Genomic DNA, 17,986 nt, shown 5'->3' on the forward strand with positions numbered 1-17,986 from the left:
GAGACATCTTAACGATAACAAAGAATATGAAACAATCACTTTTTTTCAATGGACCATATTATAAGAAAATCAATGTTAACCAATATGTACCCCCTCCTAGGTCATTTTCAAAAGCATAGATAGGAGGGGGTGGAGTGATGATTAATGGTTACATGATATGTTATGCACGTTAAAGTGTGGTGCTTGTATTTATGTGCTAAGTCAACTTAATCATTCTTTAATAAATGATCATTTTAACTAAAGAGCATTTGTCGAGACTTGCTAGAATAAAAGCTTTACTCCATCAGTTTTAACAACGAATTAACTTAACATGCGATTGGACATAATTATTGACTACTCTGAACAGCAAAAACGTATGTGTAAGAGAGAAGGGGGTTGCTGTAAAGGTAGCAGGGGGGAAATTCCCTTCAGGTATTGTAGCTATTACTGAAAGGGATTTTGCATCAATAACAAATGTAGCCAAATAAAAGCACCTCTTCATTTAGTCGTTATTAAAAGGATATGAAATATTTTCTACAGTGCTACTATAATGGGTATTTGTTATTCGAAAAATATTTGACAGTCATTTGAAAATATTAAATCTACTTGATCAAGCAGCATGAACTTACTATATAATGATGAGGAGAATCTACATTACGAAAGAACCACACCGCCCATTTATGTAAGAAGTCAAGCAACAAATTGCACAATGGAAAGAGACAATTCATGCAAACTATAGTGTAAACTACTACATAAATTTCTTATTACATGTAATAAGATTCGTCTTAGGAAATAGTAGATCAATAACTTACAATTTTGAGAAATGTGTTAAGAGAAGTAGTAGTTAGATAATATACAAAGCACTCCATACCGATTCCATAAAATTTTCATAAGGTTAGAAAGGTGGGGGGATATGACTAATAAAATGTATTTTTCGGTATCAACTTATCTTAAAGAAGACTCATGGATAGGGGTACCGTTAAATTATGATTATTGGATTCCGTTAATTAAGCACTTTTTAAAACACTCAAATACAATTGAAATCCATTGTTGGAATGAGGAACAAGTAATTTTCGACGAGTTATTGCTAATAAATGAGGATTATACTATGGATGTCATGCATGGTATGACCATTATTAAAACAGCCTTATCTCCGGAATTAATTAGCCTACTGACAACAAAATACCTAGATAAAACAGGAAAGATAAAATGGTTTTCTTTATTCTTTTACAAAGATGGAAACATAACCTTTAACTCAGAACATTGGGGAACAGAATTTGTTGTCTCTGCTTTAAACAAAGGTGAAGCTCAAACAATTCGTAGCATAATGCCAAAGGATACAAATTTCCATGAATATGAATAACCGTATAATGTTATCCCGAATGAATACCTACTAGATTAAGTCATTCTACAAATATATATAGACACACGAGCAAATATAATAAAAGAAAGGCCTCTCTACACAAGTTTTTTGACTAACAAGGGTAGAGAGGCTTAAAATACATTATTTTTTTATTTTTTATGATGTTTACGTAGTTAAGTTACTTTCTTTTTACGTAAATACTTTTGTAATCCTCTTTCAATAACCATAAAATTAATGATAAGTAACGTAATGACTAAACACGTCCAAAATGGAACCCAAGGGTTAACCCTTATATCTACGGCACTATTTTCTAACAATGCCATCCATGATTGTGAATTGCTAACCCACACCCATTGACCTGTAAAACCCATTTGTATTTTCTCTTGAGACATAAATACGCCAATGATCGCTAGTTGAGCAAGTAAAGTTGTCGTTTTAGCGAGATCAGACGTAAAATTAACGACAATTTTTGGGTACAAATGAGGTAAATAATAATAGCGATAATTTTTAAATGCCGTATTCCCAACGGCTACACCTGATTTGACGTACTCAGAACTCGAAAGCTTGTCTAGCTCATTAGACATTAGGTGAACAACAGCACCTAATTCAACAATAGCAATGAGTAAAATCATCCAAAACGGTCTCCATTCACTAAGTACAAGCTGTGGAATTACCGAAATGATTAAAACAAAAATTATAGTTGGGACATAGCTCAATAAATCATTCCAAAATGTGATGATTCTTCTAAATAAACTATTTGTATTTCTAACAGCAAAGCTAATGATGATGGCTAAAACGTATCTTAACAACACAATACCAACGATTAAAGTCAGTGTGTTCTTTGCTCCAACAATGAATAGTTCAATTAGATCTCTACCAAATTCGTCAGTTCCAAGTGGATACTCATCCATAGGAGCAACAGGTGGCATGAATAACTTATCATTGATGTATAAATGCTTAACACGGGTCATGTCAAATATCGGTAGAATACTAGTTATAATGCTTATCAGAAGTAATAAACTTATCGATAATAATCCGATCGTTAATTGCCAATTTTCTTTTATTTTTGTTTTTAAAAAAGTTATGATTTTTCTAAAAAGATTATTTGAATTGTTAACAGTAGAAAAGCTAAGCTGATCACCGACTTTAAATGTCGGGGTTAAGAAAGTTTGTAATATCTTCGTGATGAGTATTGTTAAGAAAATGATCAACATAAAGGTGATAAGAAAAGCAATTTGTGTTTGATATTCATAATAATTTGTCGCTAAGATAAATCTGTACGCTGCTCCCTTATAATCTGTGAAAAGCTCAATTACAGGTAAGCTTGTTAAAATATAAATCATCATTTTTGGAGCAGCGCTCAATATACTGTTCCATGAATTCCATAATCCGTGAACGAAAATCTTCCTAAACTTTGACATGCCTTTTGCTGATAAATAGACCATATACAGTTTACTTTCCTCAAGCGTCAGATTATTATACATCACTCTCACCATGTAGATTGCTGGATATATGGATAAAATTATGGTGGGGATGACTATATTACTAGCTTGTTCATGACCATAAAGATCAATTCTTGGAAGTCCATATAAAGGAAACTTAATTAATACGAGTTGTAAACATAGAAGTAAAAAGAAATCCGGTATTGTAAACAATAAATCTAAAAATGACCTTATGTATTTAAAAAATCTCTTTTTTCTAAAATAGTATATAATTAAGCCAATTAATGATCCACCTACGAATCCTATTAAGAATGCAGGAGCAATCAGTTTAATACTTCTTCCCATATATCTCTTTATTTCTTCACTTATTTCGACCCCAGTATAAGATAGTCCAAAACCTTTGTTTTCTTTAATACTCGTAATAAAATTAGTTATTTGATTTTTATATGCTTCAAATCCAGTATTGTAATGTAATTGAACCCCATTTCCATCATTCAAATCCGCATTATACGATTCCCTCGGTATTAAAATGACAAGACTCATAATTAAGAATATTAAGACAATATAAAGTGTACTTTGCGCTAACTGTTTCAAAATTTACCCCCTCTGTAGAATTTGTTGAATATTGCAATATAATGTTTAGTATTATATCAAAAAAATGGATTTTTGAGAATAATTTAGAAAAAATTTGTAAATTTTTAAAGAAAATATAGAACAGAGTTATAGTAAACAGACTATAGAATTCCAGAAATAAGTTTCGATCAGTAGTGGGGGTTCTTAAATTTTAATATTTTTATAGTTCATTACTCATTTTAGTCTTCTAGAAGGCCTAGGATGTTCTGCATATTTTAACATGAATAATAATGTACATGATTTGTTCTATTGATGACTGTATGCCAAAGGATTAAATTTACCATTAATTTAAATAGGTGGATATTTATATCCAGCCTAAAAAGGAATTCAATAAATATATTCATAGAACCACGAGCAAGATAATGATAGAAAGCCTCTCTATACATATTTCTTCAATTTATAAGTGTAGAGAAGCTTAAATTAAATCTTTCTTTATGATGTCAACAGTTATTTACTTTTTGCCAAAAAAACTTTAGTAAACCTTTTTCAATTACCATAAAATTAAGAATGAGTAACGTAATAGCTAAACATGTCCAAAATGGAATCCAAGGGTGAATTCTAACATCTACAGCACTATTTTGCAATAATGCCATCCATGATTGTGAAGTGCTTACCCACACCCATTCTCCAGTAAAAAGTTGAACTTTCTCATGAGCTATAAAAACGCTAATAATAGTTAGCTGCGCTAGTAATGTAGTCGTTTTTGCGAGATCAGACGTAAAATTAACGATTATTTTAGGAAATAGATGAGGCAAATAATAATAACGGTAATTTTTTAGAGCCGAATTCCCTACAGCAACACCTGATTTGACGTACTCAGAATTCGAGAGCTTATCTAGTTCATTAGATATAAGATGTACAACAGCCCCTAGTTCGACAATAGCAATGAGTATAATCATCCAAAACGGTCTCCATTCGCTCAGCACTAGGCGTGGAATCGTTGCAATAAGTAAAACAAAAATTATTGTTGGAACATAGCTTAGTAAACCATTCCAAAATGATAAGATCCTTCGAAATGCATTATTTGTATTTCTAATAGTAAAACTAATGATAAGCGCTAAAACGTATCTTAGTAATACAATGCCAACGATCAATGTCAGCGTATTTTTTGCGCCGACTATGATAAGATTTATTATGCTTCTTCCATATTCGTCAGTTCCAAATGGATAGTCACCCATTGGAGGTACTGGTGGCATGAATAACTTGTCATCGATCCATATATGCTTAACTCGTGTAATATCAAATAATGGTAGAATACTAGCTAAAATACTAAATAGAAGCAATGAACAAATCGTTAATAACCCGATAGTTAATTGCCAATTCACTTTCATTTCTTTTATCATAAAAAAATTGGTTTTTCTATATACACTAGTTGTATTTGGTACTGTAGTTAAACTAACTTGATTTCCATCATTAAATATTGGGGTTAAGAAAAATTGTAGTGTTTTCGTTATGATGATTGTCAAGAAGATAGTCAGCATAAAAGCTAAAAGTAAACCAATCTGTGTATTAATTTCATAAGCCCTAGTCCAAGCATCTGAAGCAATTAGAAATCTATATCCTGCCCCTTTATAGTCTGTAAAAAGCTCAATAATTGGTAAGCTTGTTAAAATATAAATCATCATTTTTGGAGCAGCACTTAATATACTTTTCCAGGAATTCCATAATCCATGAATGAAAATTTTTCTGAAATTTGACAATCCTTTTGCTGATAAATAAACCATATACAGTTTACTATCCTCAAGCATAAGATTGTTAAACATCACTCTCACCATATAAATTGCTGGATAAATGGATAAAATGATCGTTGGGATGAGAATATTACTAACTTGATCATGCCCATATAGATCAACCCTCGGAAGTCCATATACTGGAAACTTTATTATGATTAGCTGCAAACAAAGAAGTAGAAAGAAATCCGGTATCGTAAATAATACATCCAAAAATGATTTTATGTAGTTGAATAACTTTTTATTTCTATAGTAATAAATAATTAAACCAATTAATGATCCACCGATAAACCCAAATAAAAATGCGGGAGTAATGAGTTTAAGACTTCTCCCCATATACCTTTTCACTTCATCCATTACTTCAAGCCCAGTATAAGATAGTCCTAAACCTTTGTTTTCTTTTACGCTGGATATAAAATCCTTTACACTTTCTTTATATGCCTCCCATCCAATAGGGTAGTTTAAATGAATGGCACTTCCTTCTAGTGATAAATAGTACTGTCTAGGAATTAATATAATTAGACACATAAATAAGAATATTATGACAATATAAAACGAATTACGCGACAATTGTTTCAAAATTTACCTCCTCTGTAGAATATTGTAATATAATGTTTTGTATTATATCAAAAAAATGGATTTTCGAGAATGATTTAGTGAAAATATGTAAATTATTTAACACCGTTTTATAGAAGAGGAAGCTTATATTGGGAAGAAAGGCATACCTATATTTTCGATGCATTAAATAAAAAAGCATCTTATTATTCTATTAACAGTCAATATTACTTAAAAAATAAGTAATTTTTATTGTGGTGTCGCTTATTTTTTACATTTAAATGTTTATTTAGTAGTTCTTTGAAATAAAAGAATGTAAATTCAATTGATTCTTTTTAATGATCTAGAAAGCATAGGTTGTTCTGTATATTTTAACTTGAATAATATGATGTACATTATTTGCTCCATTAATGAATGGGCATATAACCCTTGAATACTTTCATAGCATTTAGTTTTGAAGTTATATACACATATATTATTAACCGAAAATCTATCATGGGCCGTATCGGTTTTATTATCTTTAATTAATAATAAATAATACCTACAGTATTCAGGTTCAGAAATGTTAGCATATTGTATTTCTAGTTCATCGTGTCTTTCACCAGTTCTCTTTTTAATTAATTTTACATCACATAGTTTATCAAGTAGATTATTCATAAAAAACACCTCTAAATAGATTAGATGTTTCTATGATTTCCAACAATTGTTGGATAAATACATGAACTTCTTATTACAAATTTCATATTATTCAATATTTGTACAATTCACCCAATATTAGGAAGAGAGATAGTGTTGGTTTTCATATCCTTGGATCGACAAATAAACAGATGAGGAGATTTAGCGATATGAATTAGAGACTAATTAATGAGGTTAAAGAGGGGGGGATAGTCAATATTATTAATGAATATACTTCTATATAGATAGCTCTAAACATAAATTTTGGAGGAAGGTATATGGAATTTGTCAAAGCAGAACATTTAAAGAGCTTATATAGTGTAAAGGCAAGTTTTTATAAATTAGAAAAAGGTAATCAAGTGTTTGAATGTAGAAATTATGCACAAATCTACCACAAGGATAACATAATTCACTCACATTATGACGCAGTGTTTGTTTTAGTAAACCCAGGTTTATGCTCACCCAAGTATCCAACCTATAAAATCCCTCATTACAACAAAGGAAGCATTCCAAAAAACTTTACTCCGGCTAACATTGACAATACTCAATATCAAATTATGCGTTTCATGCTATTAAAGCAATGGGATAACATTCTTATAATTAATCTTTCAGATATTCGAGCAGGCAATATATCTACGTTTAAACAAATGATAAGTGAAGCTTATAGTAAGGGCTTTGAAAAGCATAGCATTTTTTCAAGTCAGCGCAAAGAAGAGCTAAAAGATGTATTGGTGAGATGCCAGGGACCTATCATATTGGGGTGGGGCATTAATCCTATAGTAAAAAGCCTTGCAAAGAAAGCATATGACTCATTACCTTTGGAGAAAATTATCGGGATCGAACATAAGGAAAGACCTTTTTATTATCATCCAAGTCCCACACTATTAAAAGGAAAAATAAAGTGGTTAAAAGAAATGAATGAAAGAATTTCTTGATTTTACAAGGCTTTTTTCGCTCTCATGATTTATCTACCCAATAATGGTAAAACAATAGTATTTCCTCACGCAAGCAATCTTCATGCTGCCGTAATATACCATATTCCACTATAGAAAAGTACATATAGTCCACCTAAAATACTCATAGGGGAGATGGTGTTTAGCGTAGAAAATGAAACTTTATTTAAATATGCATTCATTCAATGGCCATGAAATAAATAAAAGATAAAATAAATTTATGTATTTAAGATAAGAAGTCATGATTCAACTTTACAAAGGAGAGTTTTAATGACTCCTTTTTATTGTGTTTATCTTTTATGGTGCTCATCTGAAATAAAGATATAAGCTACTTTCGATTTAAGATCAAGTTAATTTCCCAATCAACGTTGAAGGAATATTAAAAATACTTTAGCATATTGAAAAAAATATAAGATAATTAGTAATATATGTCGAAAATCACCTAATAGATGACGTTTGGAGGGTCATATGAAATCAAGACTATGAGTAGTGGATTAGTGTAAAAAAACAACCTGAATGCTAGAAAGGGGATGGCATATTTCAAAGAGAAGTGGAAGCATCATTTGTAAAAGCTGTGATAAATGAGGATATTGAGGCTTTAAATGTAATACTCTCTCGAGGGGAAGATGTTAATACATTTTATATAAATGAAGCTCCGTTATTAATTGAGGCTGTTAAACGAAGTAATATTGCTATTGTTAAGAGATTGTTAGAATCAGGAGGAGATGTTAATATAGTCGACCAATCTGGTACAACATCTCTTATGTTTGCGGTTGATCACCATGATCTTGAAATGGTGAAATATTTAATCCAAAATGGTGCAGACTTAAATATTCAAAACATGAGTTATGATACGGCACTAAGTGTAGCGATTGTAGGAGGAGATTTTAAGGTATTTCTTACATTACTTGAAGCTGGTGCGAACCCGAATATACTAGATGATCAAGGCTATACAATTTTAGTAGACGCTGTTTTCAGTAATAACATTGAAATGGTCCAAACCTTACTTAAACATTCAAGTATACATGATGAAAGTGGTAACTTTTCTCTCTATTTAGCTGCTAGTTCGGGTTATCTTCATATCGTAAATGTCTTATTACTTGCTCGTCCTCTCAATGGTGCTGTAAGTTATGGTCATTTTGATATTGTTAAGGCTTTACTTGAAGCTGGTGCAGATCCTAACCACCCTAATCAGCAAACTAAAAGAGGTAAAACGCCACTATTTGAAGCTGTCTATTTAACAAATACCGATAATCAGTTAAAAATTGTCCGCGAGCTACATAGAGCTGGTGCTAATATTAACCATCAAGATCATTATGGAGACACAGCTCTTATTATTGCTGGTAGGGACAACCGACTACAAATTATAAAGAAACTCTTAGAATATGGTATTAACCCTAATATGCAAAACCATAAGGGAGATACTGCTCTCATTGAGGCTTGTCGAGTTGGAAATGTTGAGGTTGTGGAAGCTTTAATTCAAGCAGAAGTAAATATAAAGATAAAAAATAAAAAGTGGTTATCCGCTAAATATTACGCAAAGAAGAATAAAGACCAATCCATTATTAAATTGTTAAAATAAATCGTCTAGCTAAGAAATAATCATAAACGATTGTTTTATACAAATAAAAAAGACGTTTGGTACCCATTGAAATTAGTTCCATTACACGATTTGACAAATGAAGTGACATAATTTTCAAGAATATGACTATCCCTGAAGAGAAGAATTGCTGAAATATAGGAAAGAGTGAATAAATAATTGATGTGATGATACCTGGTGTAATTTTCTAAGTTATATAAACTACTTTTATCTGAGGTAATAAGAAAACTAATATTTCTATTTAGAAGAAAATGTATATTTATTAAACAATGGCAAAGATGTGAATCGGATTGATAGAGAAAAAGATGTAGAGAGGTTCAACAGTCTTTGCGTTTATGCTAAATCTTTTTATTCATTAACTAAGAGCTGATACCTTTTTGAGATATTCATTGAAGCATGCTGCTAGGGTTATATAAATCATTCTACGCTATGGTTTACCAAAGCTAGTGCAAAATCCCTAAATAAAAAATGTACCAACATTAAAATGGAAAAATTAATCAAATTGGTTATAAATTCCCATTTTATATTTTTTACCTTATCTGTATTCCATGAAAAATTTAATATTGATATAATAATTGATGTTCAAATTAATGACTGGGGTTGGGGATTTTTGCTTTTTAACTCATATGTTTTTATTCTACTTTATTTGCCGATTGTCTTTATTTGTTACTTTTTATTGCAGAAATTAAAATTTAGAACAGCTGCAAAAGGTTTTCTTGTCCTTGCTTCTCTATACTTCTATAGTTACTGGAATGTTAAATATCTACCAATTATGATTGTATCAATCTTAATTAACTTTCTACTCGCTACTTTGATAAACAAGGGAATTCAAGGAAAAAAAGTCATTCTAGTATTAGGAATCATCTTTAATATTTCTCTATTAGGTTATTTTAAATACTCAGATTTCTTTTTAACTAATGTAAATACACTTTTTCAATCTAACTTTCCATTGTTGCAGTTAGCGTTACCATTGGCCATTAGCTTTTTTACCTTTCAGCAAATTGCATACTTGGTAGATAGCTATAGAGGAGAAACAAAGGGATATAGCTTTCTAAATTATTCTTTTTTTGTGTCATTTTTTCCGCAATTAATTGCCGGACCCATTGTTCATCATTCGGAAATTATTAAACAATTGGAAGAACCCACTCACTATAAAATGAACTTCGACAATATATCCAGAGGTCTGTATATTTTTGTGATTGGGTTATTTAAAAAGGTCATAATAGCAGATACGTTTGCTATTTGGGCAAACGATGGCTATAGTAATCTAGCTAACTTAACTTTTGTGGATAGCTGGATTGTAACTATGTCATATACGTTTCAGCTATATTTTGACTTTAGCGGATACTGTGATATGGCAATTGGGATCGCATTAATATTTAATCTGAAGCTACCAATTAATTTTAATTCACCGTATAAGTCTCTTAATATTCAAGATTTTTGGCGAAGGTGGCATATTACTTTAGGTCGATTTTTTACTAAATATATCTACTTTCCGTTAGGTGGAAGTAGAGTTGGACCGATTAGAAGGAACTTCAATCTCTTTATAATATTTTTTATTAGTGGTCTTTGGCACGGTGCAGGGTGGACTTTTATTATTTGGGGAATATTGCATGGTGTAGCAAGCATTACATATCGGATATGGAATCAGTTAGGGTTTAAACTACCTAAACTCCTTGCATGGTTTGTGACCTTCCTATTTGTACATATTGCGTGGGTTTACTTTCGCTCTCCTGATGTAGGAACAGCTAATGCGATGATTGTAAAAATGTTTTCGTTTGGGGAATTACCACCAAAAATTGCAAGTGTAGTTATTGGGATGGGCCTACCAGTTCAATCAGCACCTAATTTCTTTGATTTAAAACTAATAATACTAATCCTAATCTTTTTATTTATAGTAGTTTGGATGAAAAATTCAGTAGAAAAGCTAAATAACTTTTCCTTCACGATAAAAAATGCTGCGATAATAAGTATCTTGGCCGTTATTTCTATCCTTTATTTAAACCGTGTAAGTGAATTTCTATATTTTAATTTTTAATGGGGTGAAGGAATGATGTCAGCAAAGAATTTTTTAGCCATAGTTGGAGTCTTTATTTCGGCATTTGTATTGCTGATTTCAGCCTTGTTTTATTGGATAGATCCGCTATTTTTATATCGTCAAACGGAACTTTATGAACCACAATATATTGCTAACGAACGCTATCAGATGCCGGGTCTAGTAAAGACAATGGACTATCAAACCTTAATTACTGGCACATCGATGGGACGCAATTTTGAAGAAAGCTATGTAAATGAAAAATTTGGTACAAAATCATTTAATGGGTCGTTGCCTGCCTCAACAGCAAGAGAGCAATCAATGGTAGTACAATTAGCCCTTCAAAACCAAGAAAAAGTCGACCGAGTGTTCTGGGAATTGAATTTTTATTCATTTTCTAGAGAACCGGACTGGGTAACTGATTTTCCTGAATATATGTATGATGATTCAAAATTAAATGATATTAGATATTTATTTAACTCATATTCTTTAGAAGTTTTGGTAAAAAACCTTCAAGCTAACGTAAATGACATAAAAAGTAAGCGAGATGTTGAGACTCTTTATAAATTTGGAAATGATGCTCCTATGGATGATTTTGAAAGAATAGTAGGAGCAATTGATAACGTAGATAAGGAAGATGCAGTTCCAGAATTCGATACAGCTGAAAAGATGCTTCGTTCTTTTGAAAAAAATGTAATCTCGGTTGTGGAAGATCACCCTGATACTACATTTACTTTTTTCTTTGCTCCTTATCCAATTTACAATCAATTTAAATATTATAAGTCAAATCCTGAGTATTTAGAGGAAAGAGCAAAGTTTAAAGCCGAATCTTTTAAATTATTAAGTAAGTATCCAAACATACAGTTATATGATTTCCAATTAATTAAGTATATTACTTTTAAGATAGGAAATTTTATGGGAGATGGCGTTCATTATTATCGTCATATAAATCGATGGATGGTTGATTATATGGAGGAGAATATCCCAATTCGTAATGTGCCTAGATATGAATACTTACTTCAACAGTATGTAGCTTTAGTCGAAGAGTTTTCACTAGATCAGCTTATTGAGCATCCATTTTTAAAAGAGAAATACGGTTTGTTAAATAGTCAGAACTAGCGCTGAAAAATACATTATATAAAATACTCATTCGTTGTTTAACTATGACGATTGATGGGGTATGGTTTGTAATTGGTAATAAAATGATTGATATGCCGATAAGCTCTTTTAGATTTAATTAATGGTAATGAACATGTTATTCAGTAACTCGTTCCTTTCTGGAATTACAGAAAAAGCCCGTTTCTCAATATTAATACTGAGAAATCGGGCTTTTTAATCTTGAGATTACCTCACCTTGTAAATCTTCACTTTGCTTAACTCTGAAGCGAGAACTATTGCAGCAACAAAGTTCTCACATCATTTAGATGAATTCGATGTTAATACTGAAAATAAATATGACCATTAAAGGTTTCCAATTAAATCAGCATTTTCTATGTCAAAATTAAATGATTGTTTTAAACAAGACGAGAAAATGAACGTGCTTATATTTCGTTTAAGCACTCTAGCTTCTTAATATTTATTACTTTGACTTTCCTTTGCCTTAAGCCTCATATGCTTACTTCTATGGATTTTAATTCTAAATCTAGCTTGAACTCGTCTGTATTCGTAGGTTCTCTTCTTTCATATTGCATTCCAGAAGAATACTTAACACATTTCTAATATTTAATCTTGAGACAGCGTAATGGTATAAAAAATGAATAAGTGAAATGGTGGTGCTCAATATTATAGCATTTTAAAAATGCAAAAAAATGAAACCGTTTCCAAAAAAACGTAACTATAAAACAAATTGGTAGAGAAGTAAAATTTAGAAGAGGCTATTAATTAATGAAGGAGGGAAAAAGACTGTTTGTAGAAAAATCTATCATTAGGGGGAATGAAAGTGGTTCGAAAAATAACTAAAAATAGTAAATTTAGTATTTTATTAATTGTATGTTTATTTACTGTAGGTGTGTTTTATTTTACCTTATCACCTAGTAAGGAATCATATGCTTCGACTGTAACCCCAGAGAAAATAAATGATACATACGATTACCCAACAAACATCGATATTCCTGAAGATATTGATCCAGAAGGAAAGGCTTTACTGACAAGGACTAAAACTGAAGCAGATGAAGATAAAGTCGAGAACTGGGAGCTGACATGGAGCGATGAATTTGATGGAGAGGAAATTGATCGCACAAAGTGGACATATGAGATTGGGAATGGTGCTGATTATGGAAATCCAGGTTGGGGCAATTCTGAACTGGAATACTATACTGATGAAGCACAAAATTCATATATTGAAGATGGTAATTTAGTTATAAAAGCAGTTAAGGAAGAGGTCCCACGAGAAGAGGCGGGGCAGGAATTCTTTTATACTTCTGCAAAATTGACGACAAGCGGACTTTTTAGTCAAGCACACGGCCGTATTGAAGTTAGAGCACTGCTACCAGAAGGAGATGGACTCTGGTCTGCAATATGGACATTAGGTGAAAACTTTAATGAAGTTGGCTGGTTGCCATCTGGTGAAATAGACATTATGGAGCTTATAGGAAGAGAGCCAGAAACAATTGCAGGGACTCTTCATGGTCCACTGTCTAGTGGTCTAGGTATTACAAGTGATTATAGTTTACCAGAGGGAAAGAAATTCACAGACGACTACCATGTCTATTCTTTGGAATGGGATGAGGATGAACTAGAATTTTATGTTGATGATACGTTATATCATATTGTAAATAAAGATGAATCAAATTATGAGTATGGTGAAATAGAATGGGTATATGATAACCCTCAATACCTCATACTTAATTTGGCAGTAGGTGGACATTTGGGTGGAGCTGTAGGTGAGGATAACATATTTCCATCAGAAATGAAAATAGATTATGTAAGAGTTTATGAAGATACAAATCCTGAAACTGTTGAAGAAGAAATGATAGATACGATTTATGAAACACCTGGAGTAATAAAAGGAGAAAAGTCTAGTGGAATAGATCATTTTAAGAACGGCAATTTTGATAATGGAACTGATGGTTGGGACACTTATGTTGGATTTGCTGGTGACGCAGAGATCGCAACTGAGAATGGTGAGACAAAAATAGCTATTAAAAACGAAGGAGAACAATTCTATAGTATTCAATACTTTCAAGGATTTTTTGATCTTGAAATTGGTAAAGAATATGTAGTTGAATTTGATGCTAGAAGCACCATCCCTAGACAGTTTCAAGTAGTCGTAGATAACAGGGCATATGAAAGATACCTTGATGAAACGTTTGAGTTAACTGACTCAACAGAAACCTATAGCTTTAAATTTGTTATGCCAGCAAATGACAGCGTTTCGTTCAAATATTTAATGGGTCTTTTTAATGAGCCAATAGGTAACGAACATAATATATATATAGATAATGTCGTATTTAAAGAGACAGGTATCGTAAAAGATCTTGAGAGTAAAAATGATGAATCAACAGATATTTTAATTAATAATGGATCTTTTGATGATTCGTTAGACGCTTGGGAGACATATATACTGTCTGATGAGCTAGGTGAAATTACAGTTGAAGATGGCCAAGCTAAATTTGCTGTAAAAAATGAAGGAGATATGTTCTTTACGATATCCTTGAATCAAATGAACATCGGCAAAGCAAAAAAAGGACAAGAATACAGAGTTACATTTGATGCTAACAGTTCATTACCACGAAAGTTCCAGGTTATTGTAGATAATAAAGATTATGTAAGATATTTAGATGAAGTAGTTGATTTAACAACAGAAAATAAATCATATGAGTTTACATTTACGATACCAAACGATGATGATATAAATTTAAAATTCTTTGCAGGGTTAATTGATGGCGAAGAATCGTTAACGAAATCCCATGATATATTCATTGATAATGTGAAATTCTCTCCTACTAATTTAGTAATGAATGGAACGTTTGAAAATTCATTAGAGTCTTGGGAGCCGTTTTTACTTTCTGAGGAATTAGGTGAAATTACTGTTGAAGAAGGTAAAGCAAAAATAATGATTCAGAATGAGGGAGATATGTTCTTTACATTATCTTTAAATCAAATGAATGTGGCTACACTAGGAAGAGAGCAAGAATACATCGTCAAGTTTGATGCAAGTAGTACATTACCAAGAAAGTTTCAGGTTATTGTAGACAATAAAGATTATGTAAGATACTTAGAAGAAGTGATTGATTTAACCGCAGAAAATAAATCATATGAGTTTAAGTTTACGATGCCATACAAGGATGATGTTAATCTAAAATTCTTTGCAGGGCTAATGGATGGTGAGGATCCTTTATACAAGACTCATGAAATCTTCTTAGATGATGTGAGCCTCACTAGTAAGTAATGTGCTCATATTAAATACATGCTAAGGAAAGAAAGACTATACTGCTCAACGGGTCTGAATAGACGCTTGGGCAGTTTTTATTATGATAGAAGATGAATGAGATGTATTCACTTTGAAGTTAAAGCGAGTGGTCGTCCAGAGAGTATCCCGCTGTTTAAAATGAATTGGACATACAATCTAAGACCAGAGTGAAACGATGGACTGATGGAGCAATTTAAATGTGTGCAAAAAAAATATTCAATGACAATAACACCAGATACGAAGTCAATTACATCCACATGGAACTTGAGGTTTGTGTTTGTTCATGATGTGGTAAACTGCGTAACGAGCTTACAAAAAAGGTTTTTCTTAAATCATCCACATGAGATTTGGACGAGGATTAAAATTTTATGGGCAGCAATTGATAAAATCGAAGCTTTGATAAAAGAGTTCTTTTTTCGATTTATGTCAAGTTTATTTAAACAACTTCATTACATAGTGCAAAAGGATGCTATAAACAAAACAGCAATAATTACAATAGACTGATTTTTATCCTAAAAATTATACACATATCAACTACATATGGCAGGATCTTTTCTTCTATATGTTGATTAAAAAGACAGTTATTTATTGGGACTAACAGCAATTAAGCTTACGAAAAGAACCTTCAAATAATACGGATTATTCCATGAAAATTTCCTTCCAATTTAGAACAATATGGGTTCAAGACCCTAATATGGAACTACAACCATCTCCTCATGCAAAACAGAAAATGTTAGATATATAATAATCTCTGAATATGTTTAAGAGAATATTAACCCTCAGCCACTATCTTTCATGTATTCTTTTAACTCTTTAGTCATTACTTAAAACTACTAATTGAAGGAAGGACTATTTTGAAATGTCTATAAAAACAAAATCTTATTATAAGTTCCTAGCGGGTTCTATTTCAGCTGCATTCGTAGCAACCGCAGTCGTCCCGGTTGTTGCCAGCACTGATAGCTTTTCGGATGTATCAGCTGAGCATTGGGCTAATAACTACATTACTGAACTAGCAAATGAAGGAATTATCAACGGGTTTACAGACGGAACATTCGGGCCTAATGTTGAATTAACTCGTGGTCAAGCTTCGAAATTATTCCAACGCGCACTTAACTTAGAAGTTCCTGATGATTTAACTTCTTTTAATGATGTAGAAGACTCTACTGATCTAGAGCTTAAAAAAGCTGCTGCTGCAGTAAAGGCAGCTGGAATTTTCAAGGGGAGTAACGGTATATTCGGAGCAAACGACACATTAACTCGTGCTCAAATGGCTTCAGTTCTTGTTCGTGCATTCGGCTTAGAAGTTAATGATGAGATTGAAGTTACTTTAACAGACATAGAGAATATTGATGATTCTCACAGAGCGAATGTCGCAATTTTATTTCAAAATGGCGTAACAACCGGTAAGGGTGATGGCACTTACGATGGTAACGGAAATGTTCCCCGTGCGAACTTCGCAGCTTTCTTATATCGTGCACTTAACCAAGAGGCTGGACTAGTAACTGAAGATGAGGATCCACCAATAGAAGAACCTCAACCTGAATCACAAGTTGTAAGTGTAATTGCAGACAACCTTAAAAAGATTGTAATTTCGTTCAATGAGGACATAAATGAAGGTTCTTTAACTAATTCAACTGTAAAAATTTTAGACGAGACTAACAAAGAATTAAGGGTTATGGATACTACAATTACAGATGGTGATAAGATAGCCGTCATTCTTGAGTCAGGAGAGTTAAAAGCTAGTGAGGATGTTACAGTTGTACTAGATGGTATAAAAACGGTTGATAATAATAATATTGAATATGAACAAGTAATAACTGTCAGAGATGTTAACACTCCTGAATTGTTAGATGTAAAAGTACTGAATGATAAACAAATTGAACTTTATTTTTCCGAGCCGGTTTCATTCTCACAATCTAGCTATAACTCATTATCTGAAATAACGATTGATGATCAAAATGTAACAGCTAAAGTAACGCCTGACCATGCTACAAACACAGTTACCTTAGAATTATTTGAAAGTTTAAACACAAGAAAATTTGAACTAAACATATCAGATATTGAAGATTTCAATAATAGTAAAATTACACCTCAAACCATTGACATCGAAGTTGAAGATGATGTATCTATTCCAGGAGAGGATGATCCCCAGAACCCTGGAGATGAAGATAGTGAAGACGAAATAACTGCTTTTGTCGATGAAGTGTTTAGCTTAGTTAACATAGAGCGTGAAGAAGAGGGAGTAGATCCACTCATATTATCTAATGAGGTGACTGAAGTGGCGCAAATTAAAGCTGAAGATATGCGGGATCAGAATTATTTCGATCATATCTCTCCAACTTATGGAGAACCAGGTGAAATGTTACTACACTTCGGTGTTAATTATAATATGTCAGGAGAAAATATTGCTGCGGGTCAAACTACTCCAGAACAAGTTGTTGAAGCGTGGATGAATAGTGAGGGTCATCGTAAAAACATTTTGCGTCCTGAATTCACTGAAATTGGAATTGGATATATTGAGGGATCTGAACATAATAATTACTCTACTTATTGGGTACAAATGTTTGTTTTGCCTACTAATTAGAACAATTAAATTAGGGATAGTTGGAG

The 17,986-nt window shown here is 32.1% G+C and carries 11 protein-coding genes; 8 read left to right on the forward strand and 3 right to left on the reverse strand.

What is annotated here, in order from left to right; genetic code table 11:
- The first annotated feature begins 892 nt into the window (after positions 1 to 892).
- Entirely contained in the window at positions 893 to 1,342 is a 450-nt protein-coding gene (locus V1503_RS22365) for a hypothetical protein (RefSeq protein WP_214481715.1), read from the forward strand.
- A gap of 173 nt (positions 1,343 to 1,515) precedes the next feature.
- Here V1503_RS22365 and V1503_RS22370 read toward each other — a convergent pair whose 3' ends face one another.
- From V1503_RS22370 to V1503_RS22380, 3 genes are all read right to left on the reverse strand, one after another.
- The gene (locus tag V1503_RS22370) at positions 1,516 to 3,378 is read right to left on the reverse strand and encodes an ABC transporter permease subunit (RefSeq protein ID WP_410629211.1); all 1,863 of its coding nucleotides are present in this window, start codon (positions 3,376 to 3,378) and stop codon (positions 1,516 to 1,518) included.
- Positions 3,379 to 3,857: 479 nt separating this feature from the next.
- Complete coding sequence (locus tag V1503_RS22375) at positions 3,858 to 5,726, reverse strand: ABC transporter permease subunit (RefSeq protein ID WP_410629212.1); 1,869 nt, start codon at positions 5,724 to 5,726, stop codon at positions 3,858 to 3,860.
- Between the two features lie 297 nt (positions 5,727 to 6,023).
- The gene (locus tag V1503_RS22380; protein ID WP_214481718.1) at positions 6,024 to 6,359 is read right to left on the reverse strand and encodes a hypothetical protein; all 336 of its coding nucleotides are present in this window, start codon (positions 6,357 to 6,359) and stop codon (positions 6,024 to 6,026) included.
- A gap of 296 nt (positions 6,360 to 6,655) precedes the next feature.
- Here V1503_RS22380 and V1503_RS22385 point away from each other — a divergent pair, with 296 nt between their 5' ends.
- The 7 genes from V1503_RS22385 (at position 6,656) to V1503_RS22415 (ending at position 17,960) form a co-directional block, all read left to right on the forward strand.
- Positions 6,656 to 7,312: a hypothetical protein gene (locus tag V1503_RS22385; RefSeq protein ID WP_410629213.1), complete on the forward strand. Its 657-nt coding sequence runs from the start codon at positions 6,656 to 6,658 to the stop codon at positions 7,310 to 7,312.
- A 568-nt stretch (positions 7,313 to 7,880) separates the two neighbouring features.
- On the forward strand, positions 7,881 to 8,912 hold the full coding sequence (locus tag V1503_RS22390) for an ankyrin repeat domain-containing protein (protein WP_410629214.1): 1,032 nt from the start codon (positions 7,881 to 7,883) through the stop codon (positions 8,910 to 8,912).
- 628 nt (positions 8,913 to 9,540) lie between these two features.
- On the forward strand, positions 9,541 to 10,968 hold the full coding sequence (locus V1503_RS22395; RefSeq protein WP_410629215.1) for an MBOAT family O-acyltransferase: 1,428 nt from the start codon (positions 9,541 to 9,543) through the stop codon (positions 10,966 to 10,968).
- A 15-nt stretch (positions 10,969 to 10,983) separates the two neighbouring features.
- Entirely contained in the window at positions 10,984 to 12,084 is a 1,101-nt protein-coding gene (locus V1503_RS22400) for a hypothetical protein (RefSeq protein ID WP_410629216.1), read from the forward strand.
- Positions 12,085 to 12,904: 820 nt separating this feature from the next.
- A complete protein-coding gene (locus V1503_RS22405; protein WP_410629217.1) occupies positions 12,905 to 15,355 on the forward strand; it encodes a carbohydrate binding domain-containing protein in 2,451 nt (816 codons plus the stop codon).
- A gap of 222 nt (positions 15,356 to 15,577) precedes the next feature.
- The gene (locus V1503_RS22410) at positions 15,578 to 15,880 is read left to right on the forward strand and encodes a hypothetical protein (RefSeq protein ID WP_410629218.1); all 303 of its coding nucleotides are present in this window, start codon (positions 15,578 to 15,580) and stop codon (positions 15,878 to 15,880) included.
- A 355-nt stretch (positions 15,881 to 16,235) separates the two neighbouring features.
- Entirely contained in the window at positions 16,236 to 17,960 is a 1,725-nt protein-coding gene (locus tag V1503_RS22415) for an S-layer homology domain-containing protein (RefSeq protein ID WP_410629219.1), read from the forward strand.
- The last annotated feature ends 26 nt before the right edge of the window (positions 17,961 to 17,986 follow it).

Origin of the sequence: Nanhaiella sioensis, from assembly GCF_046557775.1 — a bacterium.
GTDB lineage: Bacteria > Bacillota > Bacilli > Bacillales > SM2101 > Nanhaiella > Nanhaiella sioensis.

Bases quoted from the DNA above. Each gene is read 5' to 3' on its own strand.
- V1503_RS22365 (WP_214481715.1), top strand. From the start codon at position 893: ATGACTAATAAAATGTATTTTTCGGTATCAACTTATCTTAAAGAAGAC.
- V1503_RS22380 (WP_214481718.1), bottom strand. From the start codon at position 6,359: ATGAATAATCTACTTGATAAACTATGTGATGTAAAATTAATTAAAAAG.
- V1503_RS22385 (WP_410629213.1), top strand. From the start codon at position 6,656: ATGGAATTTGTCAAAGCAGAACATTTAAAGAGCTTATATAGTGTAAAG.
- V1503_RS22400 (WP_410629216.1), top strand. From the start codon at position 10,984: ATGTCAGCAAAGAATTTTTTAGCCATAGTTGGAGTCTTTATTTCGGCA.
- V1503_RS22415 (WP_410629219.1), top strand. From the start codon at position 16,236: ATGTCTATAAAAACAAAATCTTATTATAAGTTCCTAGCGGGTTCTATT.